At 41.4% G+C, this 25,681-nt stretch carries 27 protein-coding genes; 26 read left to right on the plus strand and 1 reads right to left on the minus strand.

The genetic code is table 11. From position 1 onward, the window contains the following. The first annotated feature begins 65 nt into the window (after window positions 1-65). From lysA to IGL24_RS02610, 13 genes are all read left to right on the plus strand, one after another. A complete protein-coding gene (gene lysA / locus IGL24_RS02550) occupies window positions 66-1,322 on the plus strand; it encodes a diaminopimelate decarboxylase (protein WP_207699231.1) in 1,257 nt (418 codons plus the stop codon). Continuing rightward, window positions 1,309-2,115, plus strand: coding sequence for a diaminopimelate epimerase (gene dapF, locus IGL24_RS02555; RefSeq protein ID WP_206855333.1), 807 nt, complete (start codon window positions 1,309-1,311; stop codon window positions 2,113-2,115). Before lysA ends, dapF begins: the two co-directional genes overlap by 14 nt. Next, window positions 2,112-2,993 (plus strand): 4-hydroxy-tetrahydrodipicolinate synthase, encoded by an 882-nt coding sequence (gene dapA, locus IGL24_RS02560; RefSeq protein WP_206855336.1) that lies wholly within the window; start codon window positions 2,112-2,114, stop codon window positions 2,991-2,993. Before dapF ends, dapA begins: the two co-directional genes overlap by 4 nt. Next, entirely contained in the window at window positions 2,990-3,709 is a 720-nt protein-coding gene (gene dapB / locus IGL24_RS02565; protein WP_206855339.1) for a 4-hydroxy-tetrahydrodipicolinate reductase, read from the plus strand. The genes dapA and dapB overlap by 4 nt, the downstream gene beginning before the upstream one ends. A gap of 1 nt (window position 3,710) precedes the next feature. After that, complete coding sequence (gene dapD / locus IGL24_RS02570) at window positions 3,711-4,406, plus strand: 2,3,4,5-tetrahydropyridine-2,6-dicarboxylate N-acetyltransferase (RefSeq protein ID WP_206855344.1); 696 nt, start codon at window positions 3,711-3,713, stop codon at window positions 4,404-4,406. 20 nt (window positions 4,407-4,426) lie between these two features. Continuing rightward, on the plus strand, window positions 4,427-5,422 hold the full coding sequence (locus tag IGL24_RS02575) for an aspartate-semialdehyde dehydrogenase (RefSeq protein ID WP_206855360.1): 996 nt from the start codon (window positions 4,427-4,429) through the stop codon (window positions 5,420-5,422). Continuing rightward, entirely contained in the window at window positions 5,419-6,768 is a 1,350-nt protein-coding gene (locus IGL24_RS02580; protein ID WP_207699232.1) for an aspartate kinase, read from the plus strand. The genes IGL24_RS02575 and IGL24_RS02580 overlap by 4 nt, the downstream gene beginning before the upstream one ends. Beyond that, complete coding sequence (locus tag IGL24_RS02585) at window positions 6,728-7,822, plus strand: M20 metallopeptidase family protein (protein WP_207699233.1); 1,095 nt, start codon at window positions 6,728-6,730, stop codon at window positions 7,820-7,822. Before IGL24_RS02580 ends, IGL24_RS02585 begins: the two co-directional genes overlap by 41 nt. A gap of 35 nt (window positions 7,823-7,857) precedes the next feature. Continuing rightward, window positions 7,858-9,030 carry a pyridoxal phosphate-dependent aminotransferase gene (locus IGL24_RS02590; RefSeq protein WP_207699234.1) on the plus strand — a complete coding sequence of 391 codons (1,173 nt, stop codon included), beginning with the start codon at window positions 7,858-7,860 and terminating at the stop codon, window positions 9,028-9,030. A gap of 121 nt (window positions 9,031-9,151) precedes the next feature. Beyond that, the gene (locus tag IGL24_RS02595; protein ID WP_206855369.1) at window positions 9,152-10,531 is read left to right on the plus strand and encodes an FAD-dependent oxidoreductase; all 1,380 of its coding nucleotides are present in this window, start codon (window positions 9,152-9,154) and stop codon (window positions 10,529-10,531) included. Between the two features lie 290 nt (window positions 10,532-10,821). Continuing rightward, the gene (locus tag IGL24_RS02600; protein ID WP_206855371.1) at window positions 10,822-11,103 is read left to right on the plus strand and encodes a hypothetical protein; all 282 of its coding nucleotides are present in this window, start codon (window positions 10,822-10,824) and stop codon (window positions 11,101-11,103) included. A 240-nt stretch (window positions 11,104-11,343) separates the two neighbouring features. After that, a complete protein-coding gene (locus tag IGL24_RS02605) occupies window positions 11,344-11,613 on the plus strand; it encodes a hypothetical protein (RefSeq protein WP_206855373.1) in 270 nt (89 codons plus the stop codon). Window positions 11,614-11,935: 322 nt separating this feature from the next. Next, window positions 11,936-12,763, plus strand: a complete 828-nt coding sequence (locus IGL24_RS02610; protein ID WP_206855375.1) for a dihydrodipicolinate synthase family protein — start codon at window positions 11,936-11,938, stop codon at window positions 12,761-12,763. An 89-nt stretch (window positions 12,764-12,852) separates the two neighbouring features. Here the strand turns inward: IGL24_RS02610 and IGL24_RS02615 are convergent, their stop codons facing one another. Then, window positions 12,853-13,605, minus strand: coding sequence for a MurR/RpiR family transcriptional regulator (locus tag IGL24_RS02615; RefSeq protein ID WP_206855377.1), 753 nt, complete (start codon window positions 13,603-13,605; stop codon window positions 12,853-12,855). 163 nt (window positions 13,606-13,768) lie between these two features. Here IGL24_RS02615 and pfkB point away from each other — a divergent pair, with 163 nt between their 5' ends. The 13 genes from pfkB to IGL24_RS02680 all read left to right on the plus strand — a co-directional run bounded on the left by pfkB (window position 13,769) and on the right by IGL24_RS02680 (window position 25,678). Continuing rightward, entirely contained in the window at window positions 13,769-14,701 is a 933-nt protein-coding gene (gene pfkB / locus IGL24_RS02620; protein ID WP_206855379.1) for a 1-phosphofructokinase, read from the plus strand. Then, complete coding sequence (locus IGL24_RS02625) at window positions 14,701-16,086, plus strand: PTS fructose transporter subunit IIC (RefSeq protein ID WP_207699235.1); 1,386 nt, start codon at window positions 14,701-14,703, stop codon at window positions 16,084-16,086. Before pfkB ends, IGL24_RS02625 begins: the two co-directional genes overlap by 1 nt. Before the next feature lie 19 nt (window positions 16,087-16,105). Continuing rightward, a complete protein-coding gene (locus IGL24_RS02630) occupies window positions 16,106-16,561 on the plus strand; it encodes a fructose PTS transporter subunit IIA (protein ID WP_206855386.1) in 456 nt (151 codons plus the stop codon). Continuing rightward, complete coding sequence (gene lacD, locus IGL24_RS02635; RefSeq protein WP_206855389.1) at window positions 16,558-17,541, plus strand: tagatose-bisphosphate aldolase; 984 nt, start codon at window positions 16,558-16,560, stop codon at window positions 17,539-17,541. The genes IGL24_RS02630 and lacD (IGL24_RS02635) overlap by 4 nt, the downstream gene beginning before the upstream one ends. Window positions 17,542-17,916: 375 nt before the next feature. Then, window positions 17,917-18,660, plus strand: coding sequence for a GntR family transcriptional regulator (locus IGL24_RS02640; protein ID WP_206855392.1), 744 nt, complete (start codon window positions 17,917-17,919; stop codon window positions 18,658-18,660). Window positions 18,661-18,663: 3 nt separating this feature from the next. After that, entirely contained in the window at window positions 18,664-19,845 is a 1,182-nt protein-coding gene (locus tag IGL24_RS02645; RefSeq protein WP_206855395.1) for an SIS domain-containing protein, read from the plus strand. An 18-nt stretch (window positions 19,846-19,863) separates the two neighbouring features. Then, window positions 19,864-20,844 carry a tagatose-bisphosphate aldolase gene (lacD, locus tag IGL24_RS02650; RefSeq protein ID WP_206855399.1) on the plus strand — a complete coding sequence of 327 codons (981 nt, stop codon included), beginning with the start codon at window positions 19,864-19,866 and terminating at the stop codon, window positions 20,842-20,844. A 55-nt stretch (window positions 20,845-20,899) separates the two neighbouring features. Next, window positions 20,900-21,379 (plus strand): PTS system mannose/fructose/N-acetylgalactosamine-transporter subunit IIB, encoded by a 480-nt coding sequence (locus IGL24_RS02655; RefSeq protein ID WP_206855402.1) that lies wholly within the window; start codon window positions 20,900-20,902, stop codon window positions 21,377-21,379. A 14-nt stretch (window positions 21,380-21,393) separates the two neighbouring features. Continuing rightward, window positions 21,394-22,284: a PTS mannose/fructose/sorbose/N-acetylgalactosamine transporter subunit IIC gene (locus tag IGL24_RS02660; RefSeq protein WP_207699236.1), complete on the plus strand. Its 891-nt coding sequence runs from the start codon at window positions 21,394-21,396 to the stop codon at window positions 22,282-22,284. Further along, on the plus strand, window positions 22,271-23,080 hold the full coding sequence (locus IGL24_RS02665; protein ID WP_206855409.1) for a PTS system mannose/fructose/sorbose family transporter subunit IID: 810 nt from the start codon (window positions 22,271-22,273) through the stop codon (window positions 23,078-23,080). The genes IGL24_RS02660 and IGL24_RS02665 overlap by 14 nt, the downstream gene beginning before the upstream one ends. Window positions 23,081-23,093: 13 nt before the next feature. Next, complete coding sequence (locus tag IGL24_RS02670; protein WP_206855412.1) at window positions 23,094-23,495, plus strand: PTS sugar transporter subunit IIA; 402 nt, start codon at window positions 23,094-23,096, stop codon at window positions 23,493-23,495. 177 nt (window positions 23,496-23,672) lie between these two features. Beyond that, window positions 23,673-25,103: a glycoside hydrolase family 1 protein gene (locus IGL24_RS02675; RefSeq protein WP_206855415.1), complete on the plus strand. Its 1,431-nt coding sequence runs from the start codon at window positions 23,673-23,675 to the stop codon at window positions 25,101-25,103. Window positions 25,104-25,393: 290 nt separating this feature from the next. Further along, window positions 25,394-25,678: a hypothetical protein gene (locus IGL24_RS02680; RefSeq protein WP_206855418.1), complete on the plus strand. Its 285-nt coding sequence runs from the start codon at window positions 25,394-25,396 to the stop codon at window positions 25,676-25,678. The last annotated feature ends 3 nt before the right edge of the window (window positions 25,679-25,681 follow it).

Raw genomic sequence — 25,681 nt, forward strand, 5'->3', positions numbered from 1 at the left:
CAAATTATAATCTAACGATATGTCAATTTGATGAGAAAATATTTTTTGAAAAGAGGGAAATGAGAATGACAGAATTAATGATCGGCGAAATTCCAGTGAGTCAACTAGCAAAAGAATATCAAACACCCCTATATGTGTATGATGAAAAAAAGATGGAAGAAACGATAAAGTCGTTTAAGCTGAACTTTGATTCTGATTCTTTTCAAACAAAGGTCTTATATGCCTCTAAAGCCTTTCAAACAGTCGAATTGCTGCGGATGATCGCTGAGCAAGGGCTAGGTTTAGATGTGGTAAGTGGTGGAGAGATCTACACTGCCTTACAAGCGAAGTTTCCTGTCGAGGAGATTTACTTTCATGGCAACAATAAGACGATCGACGAGTTAAGGTATGCCATTGAAAATGACATTCTGCATTTTGTGGCGGATAACGGGATGGAAGTCGAAGTCTTGGAAGAATTAAGTCGCGAATACCAGAAAAATCTACAGATCATGTTGCGATTGAACGTGGGGATCGAAGCGCATACACATGAATATATCGTTACAGCGCATATCGATTCTAAATTCGGTATGTTGTATGATAGCGAAGTTTGCCAACAAGCGATCACACATATCCAGCAAAGTGACTTTCTTACTTTGGAAGGATTCCATGCACATATCGGTTCACAAATCTTTGATATGACTGCGTGGTTAGCTGAAATCGATCAATTAGTGACTTATCTGGCAGATTTCCAACAACCACTTTCTTTAAATCTAGGCGGTGGCTTTGGTATCCGCTATACCGAAGCGGACACGCCGTTGCCTATTGCAGAATCAGTCAAGCATCTTGTGAGGCATACAGAAAAGGCATTAGCTGAAAAAAATTTGACGATCGATCGCTTATTGATCGAGCCGGGGCGAAGTATCGTGGGCGAAGCCGGAACGACACTTTATACAGTTGGCTATATCAAAGAAACGCCGCACAAAAAATATTATTTCGTCGATGGCGGGATGACCGATAATATTCGTCCGGCGCTTTATCAAGCAGAATACACCTGTGATCTGGCAAATAAACTTGACGTTGAAAAAACGGAAAAAGTAACGGTTGCAGGGAAAATGTGTGAATCAGGCGATGTCGTGATCCAAGAAACGCAGTTACCTCCCGCAGAACCAGGGGATCTTTTGGCAGTATATGCGACAGGAGCATACGGGTATTCAATGAGCAGCAACTACAATCGTGCGCTTCGCCCAGCTGTCGTTTTTGTCAAAGATGGCGTGTCACGAGAAGTCGTTCGTCGACAAACTTATGCAGATCTATTGAGAGGAGAAGTCTATGCAGATTTATAAATACAACGGGTGTGGCAATGACTTTATTCTCTTAGATTATGATGAAACGATCGACTATAGTCGTTTGGCGGAGCAATTATGCGCACCGACTGCTTACGATACCGACGGTTTAATCGCGGTCAAAATAACGCCTTTAGAAATGATCTATTACAATAAAGACGGTAGTCGTGCGCCAATGTGTGGCAACGGTATTCGCTGTTTTGCAAACTATGTCAGTGACCAACGATTGGTTGAAGATACCCAATTTGCGGTCAAAACTCTTGCTGGGATGATCCATGTGACGATCCATTCACGAGATCCTTTTTATTGCACGGTTGATATGGGAGAGCCAGATTATCGCCCAGAGAAGGTAGCGGTGGAGCAAGCAGATCCTATCATCAAACAAACACTGACGGTCGACAATCGAGAAGTGGTACTGACTAGTGTATTCATGGGAACGATCCATACGGTTGTTTTTGTTGACGATGCAATCGCTGAATTATCGAAAGATATGGGAGAGAAGCTTTGTCATCACCCCATGTTCAAGGAGAAAACAAACGTCAATTTTGTCCAATTTGTCAATGAAGAAGAATTGATCGTTCGTACGTATGAGCGAGGAGTCGGTTGGACGCTTGCTTGCGGGACAGGCTGTTGTGCAGCTTACGTCGTCGCAAGAGATCAAGGCTATCTCTCAGGATCACAAGCCACGATCCATTTGGAACAAGGCGATTTACAGATTTCTGGCGATGAAACGATCACGATGGCGGGACCGGCCACATATGAATGGCACAAAAATTTGGAGGTAGAGGCATGATTAAAGGATCGATTGTTGCATTAGTGACACCGATGACGGAAACAGGAGCAGTAGATTATCGAGGATTGGAGCAGTTGATTGCTTTTCATCTTAACGAACAAACAGACGGGTTACTTGTCCTTGGAACAACAGGTGAATCACCGACACTTTCTGACGAAGAAGAGGAAGAGATTTTACGATTCACTGTTGAAAAAGTCAATGGACGTATTCCGGTGATTGCTGGTGCAGGATCAAATGCAACGGCGAAAACGGTCAAGAAAGTCCAACGCTTTGCTGAACTAGGGGCAGACCAATTATTAGTGATTACTCCTTATTACAATAAAACGAGCGATGTAGGATTACTCGCTCATTTTCAAACGATTGCTGATGCTTCCTCGTTACCCATCATCTTATACAATGTACCGTCACGAACAGGAATGACGATTGCGTTCCCTGTACTAGCGGAATTAGCGAAGCATCCACAAATCATTGGGATCAAAGAAGCTTCTGGAGACATGTCCTATACGATGGAAGTCGCACAACTGATTGATGAAACATTTGCGCTTTACAGCGGCAACGATGATCTGATCTTGCCTGTATTGAGTATTGGTGGCATCGGCGTGATCAGTGTTTGGGCAAATATCCAGCCAAAAGTAGTCCATGAATTAGTCCATGATTACTTGAATGGAAACAGTCATTCAGCGAAAGAAAAACAATTGACCCATTTAGCGTTGATCAACGCCTTATTCAGTGAAACGAATCCGATCCCAGTGAAAGCCGCGATGAACTATTTAGGTTTACCAGCTGGGCCGTTACGTTTGCCGTTGACCGCATTAGGCGAGGAAAAGAAGCAACAGTTGATCGCCTTATTAGCAGAAAATGGAGGGGCAAATAGATGAATATAGGGATCATTGGAAATGGAAAAATGGGCAAACGAATTGCAGAAGTCACCGAAGAATATCAGCACCAGCCATTGACGTTGTCTCAATCCTTACAAGCAACGGATACGTTGACGTTCGAGCAGACACCGGCGGTCATCATTGATTTTTCTCATCCTGATGGTTTGGAGAAAATCTTACAATATAGTCAAACACATGGTGTACCATTGGTGATTGGCACAACCGGTTATACCGAAGAGCAATTCGCTCAAATCGCTGAAGCTGCGCAAACGATCCCTGTCCTTTACAGTGCCAATTTTTCACTAGGGATCATGGTGATGAACCGCTTGATCAAACAAGCTGCTCAAGACTTAGTAACTTGGCAAATCGAATTGATCGAAAAACACCACAGTCAAAAAAAAGATGCACCTTCAGGCACAGCGAAGCGATTAGTGGAAACACTCCAATCTGTCAGAGACTTGACACCGGTCTATCAGTGGACAGATCAACCACGCGAAGACCAACAAATCGGCGTCCATAGCCTGCGTGCAGGCTCTTTTCCTGGAGAACATGAAGTCATCTTTGCAACGAAAGATGAAGTCCTTTCAGTGAAACACGAGGCCTTTTCCAATCGCATTTTTGCGGAAGGGGCAGTCCAGGCAAGCATCTGGTTGACCGAACAGTCAGCCGGTTTATATCAATTAGAAGATTTATTTGAACCTAGAGGAGGAGCCTAAGTTGAACGCACAAGAAATCATTCGTTTTATTCAGACAGCAGAAAAAAAGACCCCAGTCAAAGTTTATTTAAATGTATCAGAACCTATCGAGTTTCCGAACGCGAAAGTATTTGGTGAAGCGCATAGTCCGATCGTTTTTGGTGATTACAAAGACATTGCACCAGTCTTAGAAAAAGAAGCGGAGAAAATCTTAGCGATCGAACTTGAACAAACAGCAAGAAATAGTGCAGTTCCTTTATTGGATATCAAAGACATCAACGCTCGGATCGAGCCAGGTGCCGTCATTCGTGACCAAGTGACCATCGGAGATCAAGCAGTGATCATGATGGGCGCTGTGATCAATATTGGTGCTGAGATCGGAGAGCATAGCATGATCGATATGGGGGCGATCTTAGGCGGACGTGCGACTGTCGGCAAGAATTGTCATATCGGTGCAGGTGCTGTGTTAGCTGGGGTCATCGAGCCAGCTTCTGCGCAGCCAGTAATCATCGAGGACGGTGTATTAGTTGGTGCGAACGCGGTCATCGTCGAAGGTGTCCGTGTCGGTAAAAATGCAGTCGTCGCAGCAGGCGCTGTCGTTTTAGAAGATGTAGCACCTGAGACGGTCGTTGGTGGGACACCTGCACGTGTGTTGAAAATAAAGGATGACCAAACCAAAGAAAATACCGCCTTGATTGAAGCATTACGAGAATTGTAGACAAAGAAAGGATGAAAAACATGCGCGAAATAGATACCTGTATTGTCGGAGCGACGGGATTAGTCGGTCAAACTATGTTAAGAGTATTAGAGGAGTACGATTTTCCAGTAGGAAAACTCAAGCTTTTAGCATCCAAACGCTCTGCGGGGAGTCTGTCTGTGTTTAAGGGGAAAGAATATGTGGTCGAAGAATTGACGGAGACTTCTTTTTCTGGGTATGATTTAGCGCTTTTTTCAGCTGGAGCATCCGTATCTCAAACATTTGGTCCCATTGCACGTCAAGCTGGCTTGGTAGTCATCGATAATTCTTCAGCATGGCGAGAAGATCCTGCGATTCCATTGATCGTGCCTGAAGTAAATCTAGAGGACCATGCGTTAGACCCGTTGATCGCGAATCCAAATTGCTCGACGATCCAGTCCGTCTTACCGCTTAAAGCGTTACAAAATACGTTCGGTGTGGCACGTGTCAACTACACGACCTATCAAGCTGTATCGGGTTCCGGTCAACAAGGGATCGCTGATCTACAGGCGACCAAAAATGGTGAACCAGCCACTTTTTATCCTCATGACATCAGTCAAACGGTCATCCCTGAAATCGATCGTCCCATGGAAAATGGGTATACTAAAGAAGAACAAAAAATGATCAATGAAACGAAAAAAATCCTGCATCAGCCAGATTTACCAGTATCTGCGACTTGTGTGCGTGTACCGATTGAAAATGGTCACGGTGTTTCGATTGCCGTAGTATTAGAAAAGGAATTTTCACTGGAACAGATCCGTGCTTGCTTCCAGCAGTTTCCAGGGATCTTGGTCGTCGACAACTTAGAAGAACACCAATATCCTACGAGTACGTTGGCGAAAGATACCGATCAAGTGTATGTTGGGCGTATTCGCCGCGACTTGTCAGTTGAAAATGGGCTGCTTTTTTATACAGTGGCAGACAATATCCGCAAAGGAGCGGCAGCTAACGCTGTTCAAATCGCCCGGGCACTTCTTCAAGAGGGGGTCCTTGCATGAAAGTAGCAAAATTTGGGGGCAGCTCGATGTCTCATGAAGAACAATTCCGTAAAGTCCGTGAGATCGTTCTAGCTGATCCTAGCCGAGAAGTCGTTGTGGTTTCTGCTCTAGGTAAAAGAACGGATGAAGATGATAAAGTGACGGATTTACTCTATTTGATCCATGCATACCTCCAGCACAATGTCGATTGGACTCCATTATGGGAACGGATCACGGAACGTTTTATTCAAGTCAGAGATCTGTTAGCCCTTGATTTTCCCATTGAAAAAGAGCTAGCGACGATCGAAAGACAATTGAAAGAAGAAAAAGTGACGATCGATTATCTCGTCAGTCGCGGGGAATATTTGACTGCCCGCTTGATGGCGGAATATTTAGAGTATGGCTTTGCCGATGCGAGTGAACTGATTTACTTCGATTATGAAGGCGGCATCGATTTTACACGTACAGAAGAAGCCGTACGTGAAATGTATCAAAAACAGCAAAAGTTGATCGTGCCAGGATTTTATGGTGCCAATCCAGCAGGAAAAGAAAAATTACTTGGCCGAGGCGGCAGCGATATTACGGGTTCTGTTTTAGCAAGTGTCTTACACGCCGACCTTTATGAAAACTGGACGGATGTTTCTGGCATCATGATGGCAGACCCCAGAATCATCGACTCGCCAAAAGTCATTGAAGAGATCTCTTTTCGGGAATTACGAGAAATGGCGTATATGGGCGCCAATGTCTTGCACGAATCAGCGGTCTTTCCTGTCCAAGAAGCTGATATCCCGATCCAAATCAAAAACACGAATCGCCCGAATGACCATGGCACAAAAATCTCCAATCATGAAGTCGAAAAAGAAAATGGCTTGACTGGGATCGCCGGGCGGAAAGATTTTCTTTCGATCACCTTGTTCAAACGACACATGTCAGATGAAATCGGGTTTATTTGGAAAGCAATGAGTATTTTTGCAAAACACGGGATTTCAATCGAACATATCCCGTCTGGTATCGACAATATCGGTGTCGTCGTTTCAGCTGAATTGATCATGGATAAATTATTTTTGATCACGAAAGAATTGCGTGAAGAATTAGGCGTAGAAGAGATCGAGGTGATTGAAGATCTCGCATTGATTTCGGTTGTAGGCGGTCCTCATAAAGAACCGATCGGACTTTCTGGAAAAGTGTTGTCGATTTTGAACGAGTTAGAAATCAGAACCTCGATTCTTTCGCAAGGGGCGCAAGAGTTGAATTTGATCATCGGCGTACCCAATGCGCAATATGAAACCGTGGTAAAAGGAATCTATGAAGGGATGGTGAAGCGACATGTTGGCAGCACATCGAATGGCGTTACATCAAATTCCTGAACTTGGGTTTCAAGAATTTAAAACGAAGGAATACCTTTACGAACAAATCAAAAACTGTGGTGGCGTGATCCATGAAATCGATGCAACAGGCTTGTTGGTCTATTTTGATCAGCAACAAGCGACTACGATTGCTTTTCGGACAGACATCGATGCGTTACCGATCACGGAAGCCACAGGGTTACCTTTTGCTTCTACACATCCAGGATTCATGCACGCATGCGGACACGATGGCCATATGGCGATGCTTTTAGAGCTGACTGACTATATTGCTACGCATCGACAAGAGATGCAACACAATATCGTCTTGATCTTTCAACCGTCTGAAGAAATTGCTGGTGGAGCAGAGAGTGTGATCCGTTCTGGGTTGCTGGAACATTACAATGTACAGGCAATCTTCGGCTTTCATTTATGGCCAGGTTTACCAGAAGGCAAAGTATTTTCACGCCCTGGTGCATTGCTGGCGCAAAGTAGCGAAACGGATATCATTGTCCAAGGCAGATCGGCACACGTCGCATCCAGCAGTCAAGGCATCGATAGTTTAGAAGCAGCCGTGCGTTTTATGAAAGAAGTCTATGATTTTGACGAATCTTTGCCAGCAAATCTTGAACATCTTTTAAAATTCGGCCAGATCACAGGCGGTACGATCCGCAATGTCTTAGCCAATGAAGTGGTGATTTCAGGAAGCATTCGTTCTTACAGTCGCAAGACACAAGCAGACTTAAAAGCGCAATTAGCACGACTAGCAGAAGAATTCCAACAAACTTCTCAAGCAAAGATCTCCTTTCGCTATAATGACGGGTACCCTGCTGTGCGCAATGATGAAAAGTTGTACGCGGCACTTGCTCATTCAGAATTATTACATGAATTAGCTGAGCCTGTCTTGCAAGCAGAAGATTTCGGCGTATATACGGAACACTATCCTTGTGTCTTTTTCTTTCTAGGTGTAGGCGATACGCCTGCACTTCATGATGCGACATTTGATTTTGATATGTCCGTTTTAGAAAAAGGCTTGGAATGGTACAAAACAATCCTTTACACCAAGGAACTTTTCTGAAAAAATAAGGATAGTAACCAAAAGGGGAGAAGTCTATGAATTTACACCATCGTTTTAATCCAAGGCTGGCTAAAGTCGAAGTTTCACAGATCCGGATGTTCGATCAACAGATCTCAAGTATCCCAGATATCATCAAATTGACATTAGGTGAGCCTGACTTTTCAACACCGGAAGCAGTAAAAGAAGCTGGTATCACAGCAATCAAAGAAAACTATTCCCATTATACAGGGATGAGAGGTTTACCAGAATTATGCGAGGCAGCTTGTTTCTTCCAAAAAGAACGTTACGGTCTTTCCTATGATCCACAAACGGAAGTACTGACAACAATCGGCGCCACAGAAGCGATTGCGACAGCTTTATTGGCCGTTTTAGAAGAAGGCGATAAAGTGTTGATACCGGCACCTGCCTATCCTGGTTATCAACCAATCGTTGATCTAGCAGGCGCAGAATTGATCACGATCGATACCTCAGAAACTGGTTTTATTTGCCAACCTGAGCAACTAGAAGAAGCGTTTGCCAAATACGGAGACGAGATCAAAGCAGTGATCTTGAACTATCCAAGTAATCCAACTGGAACATTATTATCCGCTGAACAAATGAAGAAGCTTGCGGAAGTCTTGCGTCAACATCCAGTTTTTGTCATCAGTGATGAAGTGTATGCCGAGCTGAATTATGTTGGGGAGCATGTATCGATTGCGACGTATCTGCCAGAACAAACAATTGTCGTGAATGGGCTATCTAAATCCCATGCCATGACAGGCTGGCGTATTGGCTTTCTTTTTGCCCAAAAACCGGTGATCGATGAATTGATCAAAGTCCATCAATATTTAGTGACTTCTGCCACAACGATTTCTCAAAAAGCAGCGATCGAAGCACTGACAAAAAGTATGGATGAAGGCGAAAAAATGAAAACCCGCTACGTTGAACGTCGGGATTATCTATTGCCTCAGCTTACAGCATTAGGATTTCAAATCTCTCAACCAGACGGCGCGTTTTATTTGTTCTGCCGCTTACCAGAAACCATCCAGATGAATTCGTGGGACTTTTGTTTAGCACTCGCAGAACAAGGCAAAGTTGCCTGTATCCCTGGTTCTGCTTTTGGACCAGAAGGCGAAGGCTTTATTCGGATCTCCTATGCAAGTGGTATGGACGATCTACAAGAAGCGTGTAGACGCATTGGTACATTTTTAACAGAACTCGAAAAATAATGATAAAATAACGGAAATTACTTTTTAGGCAAGCCTTTTCATTTGCTTTATTAGAAGATGAATGATATCGTAAAAATGTTTAGGATGTTTCTAAACAATTGTTATGAGGAGGGTCTTGTCAATGGAAAAAACGAAAGTAATTATTGTCGGTGCATCACATGGAGGTCATCAATCCATTTTAGAATTACTGTCTAGATACGGAGAAAATGTTGATATCACTTTGTTTGAAGCAGGCGACTATGTTTCATTTATGTCATGCGGTATGGAGTTATATTTAGAGGATCAAGTGACTAGTGTGAATGACGTCCGCAACTTCAGACCAGAAAACTTTCCACAACCAAATGTGGGTATATTAAATAACCACGAAGTAAAAACAATCAATGCAGATAAAAAAACAGTAACAGTTACACGTAAAGAAGATGGACATACTGAAGAGTATGCTTATGATAAATTGATTTTGAGTTCAGGTGTTAAACCAAACTCACTACCTGTTCCAGGAACAGACTTGGAAAATGTGTATTTGATGCGTGGCTACAATTGGGCAACGAAAATCAAAGAACGCATGACAGACCCAGCAGTGAAAAAAGTAGCTGTTATCGGTTCAGGTTACATCGGTATCGAAGCCGCAGAAGTTTTCTTGAATGCAGGGAAAGAAGTAACACTAATAGATATGATCGATCGTCCTTTAGGTACTTACTTAGATAAGGAAATGACAGATATCTTAGAAGCACACTTGAAAGAAAAAGGGATGAACATCAAAACTGGTGTGAACATCAAAGCATTTACTGGTGACGGTAAAGTAGCTGCAATCGAAACAGAGAGTGGTACGATCGAAACTGATTTGATCATCCAAGCTGCCGGTGTCAAACCGAACACTGAATGGTTGCAAGGAATCGTGGACTTAGATGAACGTGGCTGGATCATCACAGACGAATATCTACAAACAAACTTACCTGATGTTTATGCGGTAGGGGATGCGACACTTGCTTACTCGATCCCAGCAGGCAAAAAAGTGCCGATCGCATTGGCAACAGTTGCACGTAGAGAAGCACGCTATGTGGTCCAACATTTATTTGAACAAACACCAAGCAAACCATTTGGCGGCTTAGTCGGCTCATCTGCGTTACGTGTGTTTGACTATCACTTTGCGGCAAGCGGTTTGAACAGCTTCACAGCTGATCGCGCTGGTGTAGCAATCAAAACAGCCTTCTATGAAGATACGATCCGTCCAAAATTCGTACCAGAAGAATTTGGCAATGCAAAAGCAGCCGTACAATTAGCGTATGATCCATTTACGCATCAATTGCTAGGTGGAGCAGTATTATCAACGAAAGACATTACTCCTCAAGGAAATGTTTTGGCTTTAGCCATCCAACAAAAATTAACGATCGAAGACTTGGCGGAAGCAGACTTCTTCTTCCAACCAGGACACGACCGTCAGTGGAGCTTACTAAACTTAGCGGCACAACAAGCGCTAGGTGAAGAGCCATTTGTAGAGTAGAAACTGATTTTAAATAGTATTAGATACGGAATAACAGGTGGATGGATTCATCCATTCTGTTGTTCCGTTTTTTTATTCGTTTATAGTTTTTTGATTTAGACGAATGAATGTAGTGACGATTATGCTGTTAAAACAGCTTTTTAGGAACAAGATGAAAAGTTTTTATATTTTTTGATATGATTAAATTAGTAGTTATTTTAATTTGTTAAAGTAACATTTTAGTATTTGGCGTACATATAGTTGTAGGGAAGTAGTGATTACTATTTATACATAGAATGGAGAGATGAAAGATGACCTACGTTCGAATAATCAAAATCATCCAACTGGTTTTATTGGCGCTAAGCATCTATTTTGCTGCAATGAAAGATACGATCTATACCATACTGATTATGCTATCACTATTTATTGAATATACCCAATCCGACCAACCTAAAACTCCTTACAAATCGGGAAAAAAGGCAATCTATCTACCGAATCAAACATCTAAAACGGAAGTGATGTTTGCGCTGATTCCCACGATTTTAGTTCTTATGATTTGCTCCATTTTGGAATTAGAATTGTATCATTTTTAGCAACAATAATAATTTGAACTACGTCTGTATATTAGTAATAAAAATGAATACATAAAAGTATCGAGTCTATGAAAGTTTTAGAGAAGGTGAAATGAGTGAGCCAAATAATTGTTCTCACCTCCTATCTAGTGATGATGATTGTGTTGATCATCATGTGGAGGTATAAAAATAATAGAAAATAGCAAGATAATCAGGACAGAAAACCTACAAATAAAAGATGAATAGAACGGAGAGATAAAAATGACCTACGCTAGAATACTCAAAGGGACTAGTTTTATTTTATTAGTTTCAAGTATCTATTTTGCGGCACAGCAAAATCCTATTTACTTCACACTGATTTTATTATCGATACTTATTGAGTCTGCTCAACCCAACCGCCCTAAGATCCCTTATCAATCGAAACGAAAAGCAATCTATCTACCGAATCAAACGTATGGAACGGAGATGAAGTTCGAATTTGTTTTGATGGTTTTAGTTGCAATTCTGTGTTTTGTTTTGGCGACAGGATAAGGGTTGGAACTCAGAAAAGCATAAAAGGTTAGTCCTATTTATAGGCGCTAAAAAACAGAACAATCAACGAATGAATCGATTTTCCAAAACTATCTTTGGAGTATCGGTTCTTTTTTGTAGAGGAGGATATGTCTGAGACAAGCATAACATTCATTTTTGTTGTATTCCTTAATACTGAATAAACGGCGGGAGCAGAAGTTACCTTTTCTGTCCTGACCTCCGTTATATGGTTATCACTGTTTATAGTTTTTTCACCTAACTGCAAAATATTTCTGTCAAGTATGTTAGACTATTCCTAAATCAAAGAAACTGAGGTGTTCGCATGTCTCTTACTCAAAACTATCATATAGCTGTTCCTACAGCCTTTTATCCAGATGAAACATTGAATATCGATGCAACGTTTGCTCATATCGAATACTTAGCAAATAAAGGTGTAAAATCGGTTTTGGTGTGCGGCTCTACTGGCGAACAACATTCGCTAACAGTTCAAGAAAAAATAGCCATGATCGAACAGCTTCCTAAATTGAAGGTCGCTAACGACTTTGAGCTGATTTTTGGGTTAGCGAGTATTCGTCAAAAAGAAGCGGAGTTGCTTGCAGAAAAAATCAGTCAATCAACTATCATCAAGGGGATATTATTAGGTTTCCCGCCATATCTGCTACCTAGTCAGGCGGAAGCTTTCGCTTATGCTTCGAAGCTGATCTTGTTGAGTAACAAACCAACGATTATTTACAATAACCCGCTTCGCACAGGTTTTAGCTGTGCTCTTGAAACTTACATTGAACTATTGAAAGAGGAACGAGTCATCGGTATCAAAGAGGCGGGTGATCCAACGACTGTCCAAGAGCTACTTGCTCGAACATCAAAGGAACTGCACATCTATGCAGGAGGAGAAAAAGAATTAGCACGAAAGATCGACTTAGGTTTCAATTGCTTGTCTTCGATTGCAGGCAACTTGTATCCACAAGAGATCCAGCAATGGTTTAACGCACTGCTAGAAAAGAAAACATTGGCGAGTGATCATTTGCTTGTTGAAAAAATCGATGAACTTTATGCGCAGAGTGTTTTGCCATTTATTAAAAAAGAAATCGCTGAAAAGGAAAAAATTACCTTTGGCGGCTGTCGCAGTCCATTAGGTACGATGTCATAAGTCAAAATCAAGCCGTCCTCATAAAGAAGCACCAATAACCGAAAGCAGCTTCATGTTTTCGATTATCAGTGCTTTTTTTTATATGCTCCTCAATCCCCCTTCTTCACCCGGATCGCATACGAATCCAACAAGATTCGGGCAATCACAGAAAGTGGTAACCGAGAGCGGACTTCATATTCAGGGAAAAAGGAGATTTCGGATTTAAAGCCGATCAAGGATAATTCTGCTAAGTGGTTCAAACGACTTTCCCGGGAGGCGGTGATCAGGATTGAACTGATTTCCTCACGGTAGCAATTTTCCGCAGCGGCTACTAATTCTTCTGTTTCACCGTTCAGGGAAATAAAAAGAACGACATCTTTTTTGTGCAATTTGCGACTGATTGTTTTGATGATATTTGGATCGGTATGAAGAACACAGTATTTATCGAGTAGCTGAAATTTTGTTCGCATTTCTTCCCCGATCATTTCGGAAAATCCTCTGGCAAAGATAATGATTCTTTGTGAACTCCAGATTTTTTGGATGGCGTCTTCGATCACCCCTGTATCTAACATGTTGATCGTACGCACGACTTCTTGCTCATTTTTTAGAATGGAGCTTTTTATTTCTCCATCCACTTTATCTACAGTAGAAAAATTGATTTTTGTATTCTTTTGTTCTTTTAGATAATGCTTGAACGAGGTATAGCCTTCATAGCCTTTTTTCTTCATCGTGCGAACGATCGTTGTGGTGGATACATTTGCCCGTTCGCTTAACTTGATGATCGATAGATTCGGGATTTCCTGAATATGGTTCATCATATAATCCCATAAAAAATTTTCTGCTTCACTCAACTTATGCTCCATCCATTTCACCCCTTTATTTTTTATCTTTTTATTCTACCACGAATGTAACCCCTTACTTTTGTGAAATTCTGTTTTGTAAAGTTTTCCCTAAATTTGTCTTGATTTAGAAAACATGTACAACAAAAAACAGGTCATACTGTAGATAAAGTTAGGAGGCGAAAAGATGGCTAACGTATATACATGTACGATGAATCTGGCGATTGATCTGTTTATCGAAGTAGAACAACTTAAACCGAATATCGTGAATCGATCAATCGATGATGACATCCAAGCAAACGGGAAAGGTGTCAATGTTTCACTGATTTTAAAGAAACTAGGCATACCAAATACTGCACTCGGTTTTAGTGGAGGGTTTACCGGGGCTTATATCGAAGACTGTTTGACCAAGGAAGGGATTGAAGCTCGTTTTGTTTCAGTGCCGGGAATGACTAGAATCAATGTATTTACTCAGGTGAATGAGGAAGCCGATGAATACAAGCTAGTCAATCGTGGTCCAGAGATTGATCAACAGGGGATCGAAGAATTACTTGCGAAAATCAAGCAATTGTCAGCAGGGGATTATCTTTGTGTTTCAGGGAGCTTGCCAAGAGGCGTGCCAGAAGAGATCTTGGTGGCAATCAGTAAAATTTGTCATGAGAATGGCGTGCGTTTGATTTTAGATACAAGTGCTAAGATCGTTACCCAATGTTTAAAGTATCAGCCGTTTTTACTGAAACCGAATGAACAGGAATTGGCAGAATGGTTTGAGGAAGAAATCGCAGAAACGCAATACGTCAACTATTGTCAGAAGTTATTAGCCGCAGGAGCTCAACATGTGTTGTTGTCATTAGGTGAAGCTGGTGGAATTTACGTGAACAAAGATTATTGTTTATCAGGAAATGCACCGCAAGGAAAAGTCGTCAATACTGCCTGTGCCGGTGATACATTATTAGGGACTTTTTTGGCAGGGATGATCAAAGGAGAAGATCCTACAGATTTTTTCACGGACAGTTTAGCTGCTGGTAGCTCGACTGCGTTTCAAAAAGGATTAACTGATTTTACAGATGTAGCAGAGTTGAAAAAAGAAATCACCATTCATAAGGAGGAATTCAGATAATGGCTAAGTATCGATTAATTGCAGCAACTGGTTGTCCGACAGGTATTGCCCACACGTATATGGCACAAGAAGCACTGGAACAGGCAGCGAAGAAAAAAGGGATTTCGATCAAGGTGGAAACGCATGGCCAAGTGGGGGTAGAAAATCGACTGACAGAACAAGAAATCATTGAAGCAGAGGCAGTGATTATTGCAGCGGATAAAGATGTTCAATCTGAACGGTTTGCTGGAAAAAGAATCATTGATGTTTCCGTTTCTAAAGGAATCAAAGAAGCCGAACAGCTGATTACGGCGGCTTTAAGCGGAGCAGGAGTGGTTTCTGAAAAAGTAAAAACAACAGATAATGAAAAACAGCATGCGCAACAAAGCATTGGTCACGGCATCTATAAGAATTTGATGAATGGGGTTTCCCATATGTTGCCTTTTGTGGTCAGTGGTGGGGTCTTGATTGCAATTTCTTTTCTATGGGGAATCTATTCTGCTGATCCGGCGAATGCGCAATACAATGAATTTGCGGCGAGTCTGAATCGCATCGGTGGTTTTGCGATGAGTATGATGGTACCGATTCTTTCCGCGTTTATTGCTGAAGGAATTGCTAAGCGACCTGGGTTGGTTGTAGGCTTTGTCGGCGGACTGATTGCTTCAGATGGTGGGACGGGCTTCTTAGGAGGGATTATTTCCGGTTTCTTGGCAGGCTATATCGTGTTGGGATTAATGAAAGCGTTAAAACCATTGCCTAAATCCTTGGATGGATTAAAAGCGATTTTCTTGTATCCCGTACTAGGTGTATTGATTACCGGATTGCTCATGACAGTCATTTCAGGACCGATGGCGAGTATCAATGAAGGCATGATGGATTTTCTGGCAGGGTTTGAAAATTCAAGTCCATTAGTTTTAGGCGTGATCGTCGGTTGTATGTGTGCGTTCGATATGGGTGGCCCGATCAATAAAGCCGCCTACGTGACTGGAACGGCTCTTTTGGCGCAAGGGAATACCAGCTTCATGGCAGGTGTTTCCGCAGCATGTATAGCGCCACCATTGATTACTGGGTTTGCTGTCTTGCTTTTTGGCAAATACTTCGAGAAAAACGAAAAAAATGCTGGTTTAGTCAATTTTATTCTAGGATCAACACATATTACGGAAGGGGCGATTCCTTTTGCGGCAAAAGATCCGCTTCGTGTGTTGCCGATCATGATGCTTGGTTCATCAATTGCTGCTGTCTTGACTTATTTCTTTAGGGTACAAGTTCCGGCACCACATGGCGGGTTTCTCGTTTTACCAGTAGTGACACATGGTTTACTGTGGGTTCTGGCGATTCTTGCTGGATCTGTTGTGGGCGGCGTATTACTGGGCTTAGTTCAAAAAAGAAAGTCACTACGTGTGTGAAAGGAGAAGGATTCTTTTGATGAATAACTTATTTGTTTATACCAACGTTGTGTCAAATACTCGTGAAGCGGTGTTTGACTTTCTTTCAACAAAAATCGTTGAAGTAGGAAAGGCGACTGACGAGCAAGCGGTCAAAAATGGATTAAAGCTACGAGAAGCAGAAGGAACGACTGGTATGATGGATGGCTTTGCGATCCCTCATGCCAAAAGTGAAAGTATCCAAGAGCCAACGATCATTATCTTGAAATTAACGAATGCGGTTGCATGGGATAGTTTAGACGGTCAACCGATCAAGTATGTGATTGCTTTGTTTATTCCAGCCGCAGAAGCGGGGACTAGCCACTTGGTACTTCTTTCGCAAATGGCACGGATGTTGATGGATGATGGCTTTAAACAGGCGTTTATTGCGGCTTCCACACAAGAAGAAATTGTTGGTTTGATCGATTCTAGGTTAGAAGGGACGTTGAAAAGATGAGAAAAGTATCTGCGGAAAAATATCAGGCATTGGTAAAGATGAGTAATCCAGAAGGCATCATTGGGGCTTTAGCGATTGATCAAAGAGGTGCGTTGAAAAAAATGATAGCAACACACAAAGAGAAGGTGGAAGTCGAGGATTTGATACTTTTCAAAGAAAGTGTATCTGAAGAGTTGACCCCTTTCGCTTCATCCATTCTTTTAGATCCAGAATATGGGTTGCCTGCTGCCGAAAAACGTGCCGAGACAGCTGGTTTGTTATTGGCTTATGAGAAAACCGGATATGATACAACGATACCTGGACGTTTGCCGGATACCTTAGCATTTTGGTCAGTCAAAAGATTAAAAGAAGCGGGAGCAGACGGATGCAAATTCCTGCTTTACTATGACGTTGACGAAAGTAAGGAGATCAATGAACGTAAACAAGCATACGTGGAAAGAATTGGTTCGGAATGTCTAGCGGAAGATCTGCCCTTCTTTTTAGAATTATTGTCCTACGATGCAACGATCGCTGATACTACCTCAAAGGAATATGCGAAAATAAAACCGAAAAAGGTCATTGAAATGATGAAGGTTTTCTCTGATCCTAGGTTCAATGTAGATGTCTTAAAAGTAGAAGTACCGGTCAATATGAATGTTGTCGAAGGGTTTGGGGAAGAAATCATGTATTCCAAGCAAGAAGCAACCGCTTTGTTCCAAGAGCAAAGTCAAGCAACTGACTTACCGTTTATTTTTCTGAGTGCAGGTGTCAGTGCGGAACAATTTCAAGAGACGTTGCGTTTTGCTAAAAATGCAGGTTCTTCTTTCAATGGTGTTTTATGCGGACGGGCGACGTGGGCAGGTGGCGTGATACCTTTTGCAGAACAAGGGACACAAGCGGCAAAAAAATGGTTAGCTGAACAAGGAAGAAGTAACATCGAAGAGTTAAATGAAGTCTTGATGCAGACAGCTTCTTCTTGGCAAGAAAAGCTTGTTCGCTAGTCTATTAGCATCTTTAAAATAACGAAAAAGAAACGCTTCAAGTGCTTATCGGTGCGAAATGGAGTGTTTCTTTTTTTATGTTATTTTTTATTGGAATTTTGCTAATTATAAGAAAAAGAGGAGTTGGTTATACTCGTTATTTTATAAAAAATGAGGTGAATAAACTTTTTTATTATAAGGATTTTATTTATTTTTTCTATTATTATGATGTTTTTTTATTTTAACTGGTATTTTCGAGGTATTTAAACGTGATTTATATATTTTCATTGGAAACGTTGTTATATAGATGTTTTACGATGTTTTTCGTGTTGACGTACGGTTATTTTTGCCTTACGATTGTCTTGTGGTTATAACCAGTTTGGAAGGGGTATAAAAATGGAAAACTCTAGTAAGGGGAAGCCGTTATATTATCAACTAGTTGATGCACTAAAAAAACATATCGAGGCAGAAATGATCCCTCATGATAAATTGTTGTCTGAGCGGGAATTATGTCTGTACTATGGGGTGAGTCGGACGACGGTTCGGCTAGCGTTGCAGGAGTTAGAAACACTTGGTTACATTTATAAGAAACATGGAAAAGGAACATTTGTCAGTGACTTATCGAATCAAGCCGGCAGTTTGGCGGGGGCTTACAGTTTCACAGAAGAGATGCAAGCATTGGGACGTACACCGAAAACGAGTATTTTAGCATTTGAAAAACTAGCAGCGACCAAGCAGTTGGCTGAATGTTTGAATGTCAATTTAGGCGAAGCGATCTTCAAGATCAAGCGGCTACGTTTAGCAGACGATGTGCCTTTAATGGTGGAGCGATCCTATTTACCAGCAAAACTGTTTCTTGGTCTTGATTTATCATTATTGGAAAGTAAGCCTTTGTATGATGTCTTTCTGGAAGATTTTGATCAACATGTCCAAGTGGCAGAAGAAGAATTTTACGCAAGTATTGTGTATGCAAAAGATGCGGAATTGCTGCACATCTGTGATGGTGCGCCAATCTTACATTTGAAACGGACGACGTTCAATATCAAAAACGAAATCATTGAATACACAGATAGTATCGCAAGAGCAGACCAATTCCATTATAAGATCCGTCATGTTCGGAGTAATCTAGGGGGTAAATGAAAAATGTTTGAACTGTCAAAGGATGAATTAGAAAAAATAGGTGCAAGGATCACTACAGAAGAAATCAAGCAGCAGCCCGATCTTTGGGAAGAGGTTGTAGAAATCTTGGGAGAAAAGCAAAATGAACTCTCCCAGTTCTTTGATGCACTTGACAAAAGAGCTAACGGTAAGCAAATCCAAGTCATTTTTACCGGTGCGGGTTCTTCTCAATATGTCGGCGATACGATCGTTCCTTACTTAAATGAACATGGGGATACGGAACGTTTTGCCTTTCACAGTTTTGGTACGACAGATATCGTGGCTTCTCCAAAAGAGTATTTGTTTCCTGATCAACCTACATTACTCGTTTCTTTTGCGAGAAGTGGCAACAGTCCTGAAAGTTTAGCGGCGGTCAATATTGCGGATCAAGTGGTAAACACACTTTTTCATTTGACCATTACCTGTGCAAAAGACGGCGAGCTAGCAAAAATCGGACATGGGCAATCGCAACACTTCTTGTTGTTGATGCCAGAAAAGTCAAATGATGCCGGCTTTGCCATGACAGGTAGCTTTACTTGTATGTTATTGAGCGCACTTTGGCTTTTTGATACGACGAATACAGGTAAGAAACAAGAATATCTCCACACATTGAGCCGTATTGGTAGAGCTGTGATTGAAAGAGAGCAAGAATTAGCAGGGTTCTTAACGATTCCTTTTGATCGAGTGGCGTATCTAGGTTCTGGAAGTTTAGCGCAAGCAACAAGAGAAGCACAGCTGAAAATCTTGGAGTTGACTGCCGGAAAAATCGCGACGATCTTTGATTCTTCGATGGGCTTTCGTCACGGACCAAAATCCTTTGTCAATGATCAAACATTAGTGATCGGGTTTGTGACGAACCAAGAGTATACACGCAACTATGATATAGATATTTTAGAAGAAATCCATGAGAACGGTATTGCTGCCAATGTTTTAGCAATCGCTCAATCAACAAACAGAGATTTTTCTGGGACAAACTTTTTCTTAGAACCTGAAGCGTTAGAATTACCTGATGCGTATTTATCTGTAGTCATGATTTTAACCGCACAAATCATTGCTTTGCAAATGTCGATCAAAGTTGGTAATACACCTGACACGCCTTCACCGACAGGAACCGTGAACCGAGTAGTCAAAGGCGTGACGATCCATGAATATCCCGATGCGGAATAAAGGAGGAAACAAAAAAAGATGACACCAAACAAGAAAAAAGCGATGGAGCAATTGGCAACGAGAGACGGCATCATCAGTGCATTAGCAATCGATCAGCGAGGCGCATTGAAAAAAATGCTGTCGGCCTTAGGGCAAACGCCGACAGAGGAACAATTGATCGAATTCAAAGCGTTGGTTTCTAGTGAGTTGACGCCTTATGCTTCAGCTATTTTGTTAGATCCAGAATATGGATTACCCGCTGCCAAAGTTCGAGATCAAGAAGCTGGTTTGCTTTTAGCCTACGAAAAAACAGGTTATGATGTCTCCACGCCTGGACGTTTACCAGACCTGTTAAGTGATTGGTCTTCCTTGAGATTGAAAGAAGAACAGGCGGATGCAGTCAAATTTTTACTTTATTATGATGTGGATGAAGATCCTAAAATCAATCATTTGAAACATATCTTTATTGAGCGACTGGGAAGCGAGTGTGCAGGAGAAGATCGCCCATTTTATTTAGAACTACTTTCTTATGATGCTGGAATAAATGATAACGCTTCACCAGAGTATGCAAAGATCAAACCGCATAAAGTGATCGAAATGATGAAAGAATTTTCAAAACCTAGATACCAAGTAGATGTTTTGAAAGTTGAAGTACCAGTTAATATGAACTTTGTGGAAGGCTTTGGCGAAAAGGAAATCGTTTATAGTAAAAAAGAAGCAGCTGACTTTTTTAAGGCACAAAGTGAGACGACCCATTTACCATTTATTTTCCTAAGTGCCGGTGTGTCGGCTGAATTATTCCAACAAACACTGATCTTTGCGCATGAGTCAGGTTCCAGCTTCAATGGTGTCTTGTGTGGGCGAGCGACTTGGAAAGACGGCGTCAAAGCGTATGTAGAGTCTGGAAAAGAAGGGGCTATCCAATGGCTGCGGACACAAGGTAGACAGAATATTGAAGCCTTGAATCAAGTGATCAATCAGACAGCAACCCCTTGGTATCAAAAATCAGGCAAAGAATGAAAGCGTTACCTTTGTTTTTGGGGATAGGAAATTTATTTGTAAAGGAGAAGGAACAATGGCAATTATTGGTGTAAGAATCGATGGGCGTTTGATCCATGGACAAGTCGCGAATCTTTGGGTAACGAAGTTGTCGATTACTCGAATATTAGTGGCGGATGATGAGGTCGCAATGAATGCAGTAGAAAAAAGCGGATTGAAATTAGCAACGCCAGCAGGAGTTAAGTTGAGTGTTTTGCCAATTGAAAAAGCAGCAGAAAATATCTTGGCAGGGAAGTACGATTCCCAACGTTTACTGATCGTTGCGAAAAAACCTGATCGATTATTGAAACTTGTTGAATTAGGTGTACCGATCAAGGAAATCAATGTGGGGAATATGTCTCAAACCAATGAAACAAGATCAATCACAAAATCGATCAATGTGGTCGAAAAAGATATTGAAGATTTTAAACAGTTACATGCACGTGGGGTCCATTTGACCGCACAAATGGTGCCAAGTGATAAGGCAGAAGACTTCATGAGTCTTTTGAATAAATAAGGAGGGATTAGTAAATGTCCATTCAATGGTGGCAGATCTTATTATTGTCTTTATACGCAGGTTATCAAATTTTAGATGAACTACAAATCTATTCCTCGATGAGTGCCCCTGTTTTTGCCGGATTGTTCGCCGGTTTAGTCATGGGTGATCTGCAAGCTGGCTTGATCATCGGAGGAAGTATGCAACTGACCGTCTTAGGTGTTGGTACATTTGGTGGGGCTTCAAGAATCGATGCGAATTCAGGAACGATACTGGCAAATGCTTTTTCTATATCATTAGGAATGAATCCAGAACAGGCAATTGCAGCAATTGCCGTTCCTGTCGCTAGTTTAATGATCCAGCTAGATATTTTAGCCCGCTTTGCGAATACGTACTTCGCTCATCGTATCGATCAACATGTAGAAACAATGAATTATAAAGCAATTGAACGCAATTATTTATTAGGTGCTCTTCCATGGTCATTATCACGTATGATCCCTGTCTTTCTAGCTTTAGCATTTGGTGGCGGACTCGTTGAAAACGTCGTTGCTGTGCTAAACGGCGATTTGAAATGGTTAGGGGATGGCTTATCTGTCGCAGGAGCCGTTTTACCAGCAGTCGGTTTTGCTATTTTACTACGTTATTTACCAGTCAAGAAACATTTTCCTTATCTGATTTTAGGTTTTACGATCACTGCCTTGTTAGCTACATTGTTCTCAAATGTCCAGTTACTTGGAACGAGTGTCGCAAGTGTTGTCAAAGATTTGCCAGCAGCCTTCAACTCACTACCGATGTTGGCAGTGGCAATGATTGGCTTCTCGTTGGCAGCGATCAGTTATAAAAATAATCAACGAACAGAGAATCAGCAAGTAGCAACTCCACATTCAACCTCTGAGGAAGGAGAAATCGAAGATGACGAAATCTAATTACAAGTTAACGAAAGAAGATTTTACACAAATCAATCGGCGAAGTCTATTGACCTTCCAATTAGGCTGGAATTATGAACGGATGCAAGGTTCAGGGTATCTTTACACGATTTTGCCGCAACTGCGAAAAATCTATGGAGATGATACACCCGAATTAAAAGAAATCATGAAGACACATACACAGTTTTTCAATACTTCAAACTTTTTCAATACGATCATTACAGGAATCGATTTAGCGATCGAAGAAAAAGAAGGCATCGCCTCAAAAGAAACTGTTTCTGGGATGAAAGCTGGATTGATGGGGCCTTTCGCCGCCATTGGTGATTCCATTTTCGCCGCATTGATCCCAACTATTTTTGGGGCATTAGCAGCTAACATGGCGATCAATGGTAACCCCGCAGGTATTTTTATTTGGATCGCCGCACAAATCGCGGTCATGATCTTTCGTTGGAAACAATTGCAGTTTGCTTATAAGGAAGGTATTTCTTTAGTCACGACGATGCAATCACGGTTGACCGCTTTAACAGATGCCGCAACCTTACTGGGGGTATTTATGGTTGGCGCATTGGTTGCTACGATGGTGAATGTGAAATTTTCCTGGGCGCCAAGTATCGGTGATGTAACGATGAATATGCAAAATAATATCGATATGATCCTCCCTAAATTATTACCAGCAGCCATCGTTGGCGGGGTGTATTGGTTATTAGGTAAAAAGAATATGACATCCACAAGAGCGATTTTTATCGTCTTGATCATCTGCGTGGTCTTATCTGCGCTAGGTGTGATCTCAAAATAGGAGAGTGTTGTAAATGAGCAAAGAGTTAGTTCTTGTCAGTCATGGACAACTTTGCGAAGGACTAAAGGCAAGTACTGAAATGATCATGGGACCGCAAGCTCATATCCACACGGTTCCTTTATTACCAGAAGAAGGAACAGAGGACTTCAAAGAAAAATTTCTTTCGGCTGTTTCTTCGTTGGAAGACTATGTGGTCTTTTGTGACTTGATGGGCGGGACGCCAGCAAACAGCATTGCCCAATTGATCATGGAAGGAGAATCGATCGAACTGTATGCAGGAATGAATATGCCGATGGTCATCGAGTTTATCAATAGTCAAATGGTTGGCACACAGCCTGAATATGTTCGTTCTGGTGCAGAGAATATTTTGAATGTGAACCAAGTGATTGCTGTATTAGCAGAAGAGGATGAATAAAATCTGTGTTTGACAACGGTTACAAAAAATAGTATCGTTTAGATAGGATAGTGATTATTCAGTTAAGCTAGACCTGATCAACGGCCTTTTTAGGTGGTTGATTAGGTCTTTTTTTATACCCAACAGTAGAATAACTGCGGTAAGGCTATCGATCAAATTGAAAAGGAGCAATGACTGATGAGTTTTCCAAAGAATTTTTTATGGGGTGGCGCGACAGCGGCGAATCAATGTGAAGGGGCATGGGATGTAGATGGGAAAGGAGATTCGATCAGCGATCATAATCGTGCTGGCAATCGTACGATGGGAAAACGACGCACATTTGATTTAGTGATCGATGAGACCAACCATTACTACCCGAGTCATACCGCCATCGATTTTTATCATCGCTACAAAGAAGATATCGCATTGTTTGCTGAAATGGGGTTTAAAGCCTATCGCTTATCGATCGCGTGGACACGGATTTTTCCAAACGGGGACGAAGAACAACCAAATGAAGAAGGCTTGAAATTCTATGATGAGATCTTCGATGAGCTACATAAATATGGAATTGAACCGATCGTAACGATCTCGCATTTTGAATTGCCGTTTCATTTGGGGAAAACGTATGATGGCTTTTTAGATAAACGGACAATCGAATTTTATGAACGCTATGCAACAACCCTTTTTGAACGATACAAAAATAAAGTGAAATATTGGTTGACCTTCAATGAAATCAATTTCGGTGTCTTAGAGCATGGAAAACAAATCAACGGGCTGTTCAATCGCACATATACCGAAACAGAAAAGTATCAAGCTTTGCATAACGTCTTTCTTGCTTCTGCTCGCGCGGTGATTGCTGGTCATAAAATCAATCCTGATTTTCAGATTGGCTGTATGTTGGCGTATATCACGATGTATCCCAAAACATGTCATCCATTAGATGTTTTAAAGACGCAACAAATGAATGATCGTTTAAATTATTTTTGTGGAGATGTCCAAGTCAAAGGTGCGTATCCTTATTACATGAAACGCTACTTTGAAAAAGAAAACATCGACGTGGTGATTACGGAAGAGGACTTAGCCCTTTTGAAGGAAGGCGTAGTCGATTACTATACATTTAGTTATTACATGAGTACTTGTATTGCAGATGATCTAAATGATCGATCGGATAAAAGTGGCGGCAATTTATTTGGGGGTGTCGCTAACGAGTATCTTGAAACGAGCGAGTGGGGCTGGCAAGTAGATGCTGTAGGGCTACGGTATACATTGAATCAAATTTATTCTCGCTATGAGATCCCAGTGATGGTAGTAGAAAATGGACTTGGGGCTGTCGACAACATCGAACCAGACGGCTCGATCCATGACGATTACCGAATCGACTATCTCGCCCAACATATCCATGAAATGGGGAAAGCAATCGATGATGGCGTGGATTTGATCGGCTATACTTCTTGGGGCTGTATTGACTTGATCAGTGCAGGAACTGGAGAAATGAGTAAACGGTATGGCTTTATCTATGTTGATCGAGATGACGAAGGCAACGGCACATTAGCCCGCTCCCCTAAAAAGTCATTTTACTGGTATCAAAAAGTGATCGCAACAAATGGTGAAAGTGTAGAAATGAAATAATACGATCGAAAATAGTCCACATACGATTAGACAATCAACCGTATGTGGGCTATTTAGTGACTGATCTTTCAGATTATGAGTCCAAACCCGACGATTATGATTGGTTTTAGCTACCAGAAGTAAACTCATGTTATAGTAAAAAAAGTTGTTTCTGATGTACATTCGGTTTTGGAGAGAAGAAGCAATGGATTAGCACGCTCCTTTAACCAAAATAAGTAAAAAATATCCTAAGAATAAGAGAAAAGGTGTTATTGTTAGGTGATAACCGCTAGGATAGAAGGAGAGAAATAGTGAGAAAAATCAAAAATATCCAAATCATTCGATTCATCAAAATCATCCAATTCGGTCTTTATTTTATGTCATTGTTCTTATTTGCAAAATCCAGACATAAAGTGGCACTATTGCCTCTATCAGGGGGGATATTATTAGAAGTACAACTCCCTAGAAAGTACGGTTGGGGATTTGTGAAAAATAAGAAAAGTGTCTTTCTTTCTTCGAAAAAAACATGGCTCGAACCCATGATTGCTTTGGTTGTTTTAGTATTTTTGGTCGGTTTCGCATGCTATTTCTTGTAAAAA

Source organism: Enterococcus sp. DIV2371 (genome assembly GCF_050498525.1).
In the GTDB taxonomy this organism is placed as follows: Bacteria; Bacillota; Bacilli; order Lactobacillales; family Enterococcaceae; genus Enterococcus_B; species Enterococcus_B mangumiae.

Bases quoted from the DNA above. Each gene is read 5' to 3' on its own strand.
- lysA (WP_207699231.1), top strand. From the start codon at position 66: ATGACAGAATTAATGATCGGCGAAATTCCAGTGAGTCAACTAGCAAAA.
- dapF (WP_206855333.1), top strand. From the start codon at position 1,309: ATGCAGATTTATAAATACAACGGGTGTGGCAATGACTTTATTCTCTTA.
- dapA (WP_206855336.1), top strand. From the start codon at position 2,112: ATGATTAAAGGATCGATTGTTGCATTAGTGACACCGATGACGGAAACA.
- dapB (WP_206855339.1), top strand. From the start codon at position 2,990: ATGAATATAGGGATCATTGGAAATGGAAAAATGGGCAAACGAATTGCA.
- IGL24_RS02575 (WP_206855360.1), top strand. From the start codon at position 4,427: ATGCGCGAAATAGATACCTGTATTGTCGGAGCGACGGGATTAGTCGGT.
- IGL24_RS02580 (WP_207699232.1), top strand. From the start codon at position 5,419: ATGAAAGTAGCAAAATTTGGGGGCAGCTCGATGTCTCATGAAGAACAA.
- IGL24_RS02585 (WP_207699233.1), top strand. From the start codon at position 6,728: ATGTTGGCAGCACATCGAATGGCGTTACATCAAATTCCTGAACTTGGG.
- IGL24_RS02590 (WP_207699234.1), top strand. From the start codon at position 7,858: ATGAATTTACACCATCGTTTTAATCCAAGGCTGGCTAAAGTCGAAGTT.
- IGL24_RS02595 (WP_206855369.1), top strand. From the start codon at position 9,152: ATGGAAAAAACGAAAGTAATTATTGTCGGTGCATCACATGGAGGTCAT.
- IGL24_RS02600 (WP_206855371.1), top strand. From the start codon at position 10,822: ATGACCTACGTTCGAATAATCAAAATCATCCAACTGGTTTTATTGGCG.
- IGL24_RS02605 (WP_206855373.1), top strand. From the start codon at position 11,344: ATGACCTACGCTAGAATACTCAAAGGGACTAGTTTTATTTTATTAGTT.
- IGL24_RS02610 (WP_206855375.1), top strand. From the start codon at position 11,936: ATGTCTCTTACTCAAAACTATCATATAGCTGTTCCTACAGCCTTTTAT.
- IGL24_RS02615 (WP_206855377.1), bottom strand. From the start codon at position 13,605: ATGGAGCATAAGTTGAGTGAAGCAGAAAATTTTTTATGGGATTATATG.
- pfkB (WP_206855379.1), top strand. From the start codon at position 13,769: ATGGCTAACGTATATACATGTACGATGAATCTGGCGATTGATCTGTTT.
- IGL24_RS02625 (WP_207699235.1), top strand. From the start codon at position 14,701: ATGGCTAAGTATCGATTAATTGCAGCAACTGGTTGTCCGACAGGTATT.
- IGL24_RS02630 (WP_206855386.1), top strand. From the start codon at position 16,106: ATGAATAACTTATTTGTTTATACCAACGTTGTGTCAAATACTCGTGAA.
- lacD (WP_206855389.1), top strand. From the start codon at position 16,558: ATGAGAAAAGTATCTGCGGAAAAATATCAGGCATTGGTAAAGATGAGT.
- IGL24_RS02640 (WP_206855392.1), top strand. From the start codon at position 17,917: ATGGAAAACTCTAGTAAGGGGAAGCCGTTATATTATCAACTAGTTGAT.
- IGL24_RS02645 (WP_206855395.1), top strand. From the start codon at position 18,664: ATGTTTGAACTGTCAAAGGATGAATTAGAAAAAATAGGTGCAAGGATC.
- lacD (WP_206855399.1), top strand. From the start codon at position 19,864: ATGACACCAAACAAGAAAAAAGCGATGGAGCAATTGGCAACGAGAGAC.
- IGL24_RS02655 (WP_206855402.1), top strand. From the start codon at position 20,900: ATGGCAATTATTGGTGTAAGAATCGATGGGCGTTTGATCCATGGACAA.
- IGL24_RS02660 (WP_207699236.1), top strand. From the start codon at position 21,394: ATGTCCATTCAATGGTGGCAGATCTTATTATTGTCTTTATACGCAGGT.
- IGL24_RS02665 (WP_206855409.1), top strand. From the start codon at position 22,271: ATGACGAAATCTAATTACAAGTTAACGAAAGAAGATTTTACACAAATC.
- IGL24_RS02670 (WP_206855412.1), top strand. From the start codon at position 23,094: ATGAGCAAAGAGTTAGTTCTTGTCAGTCATGGACAACTTTGCGAAGGA.
- IGL24_RS02675 (WP_206855415.1), top strand. From the start codon at position 23,673: ATGAGTTTTCCAAAGAATTTTTTATGGGGTGGCGCGACAGCGGCGAAT.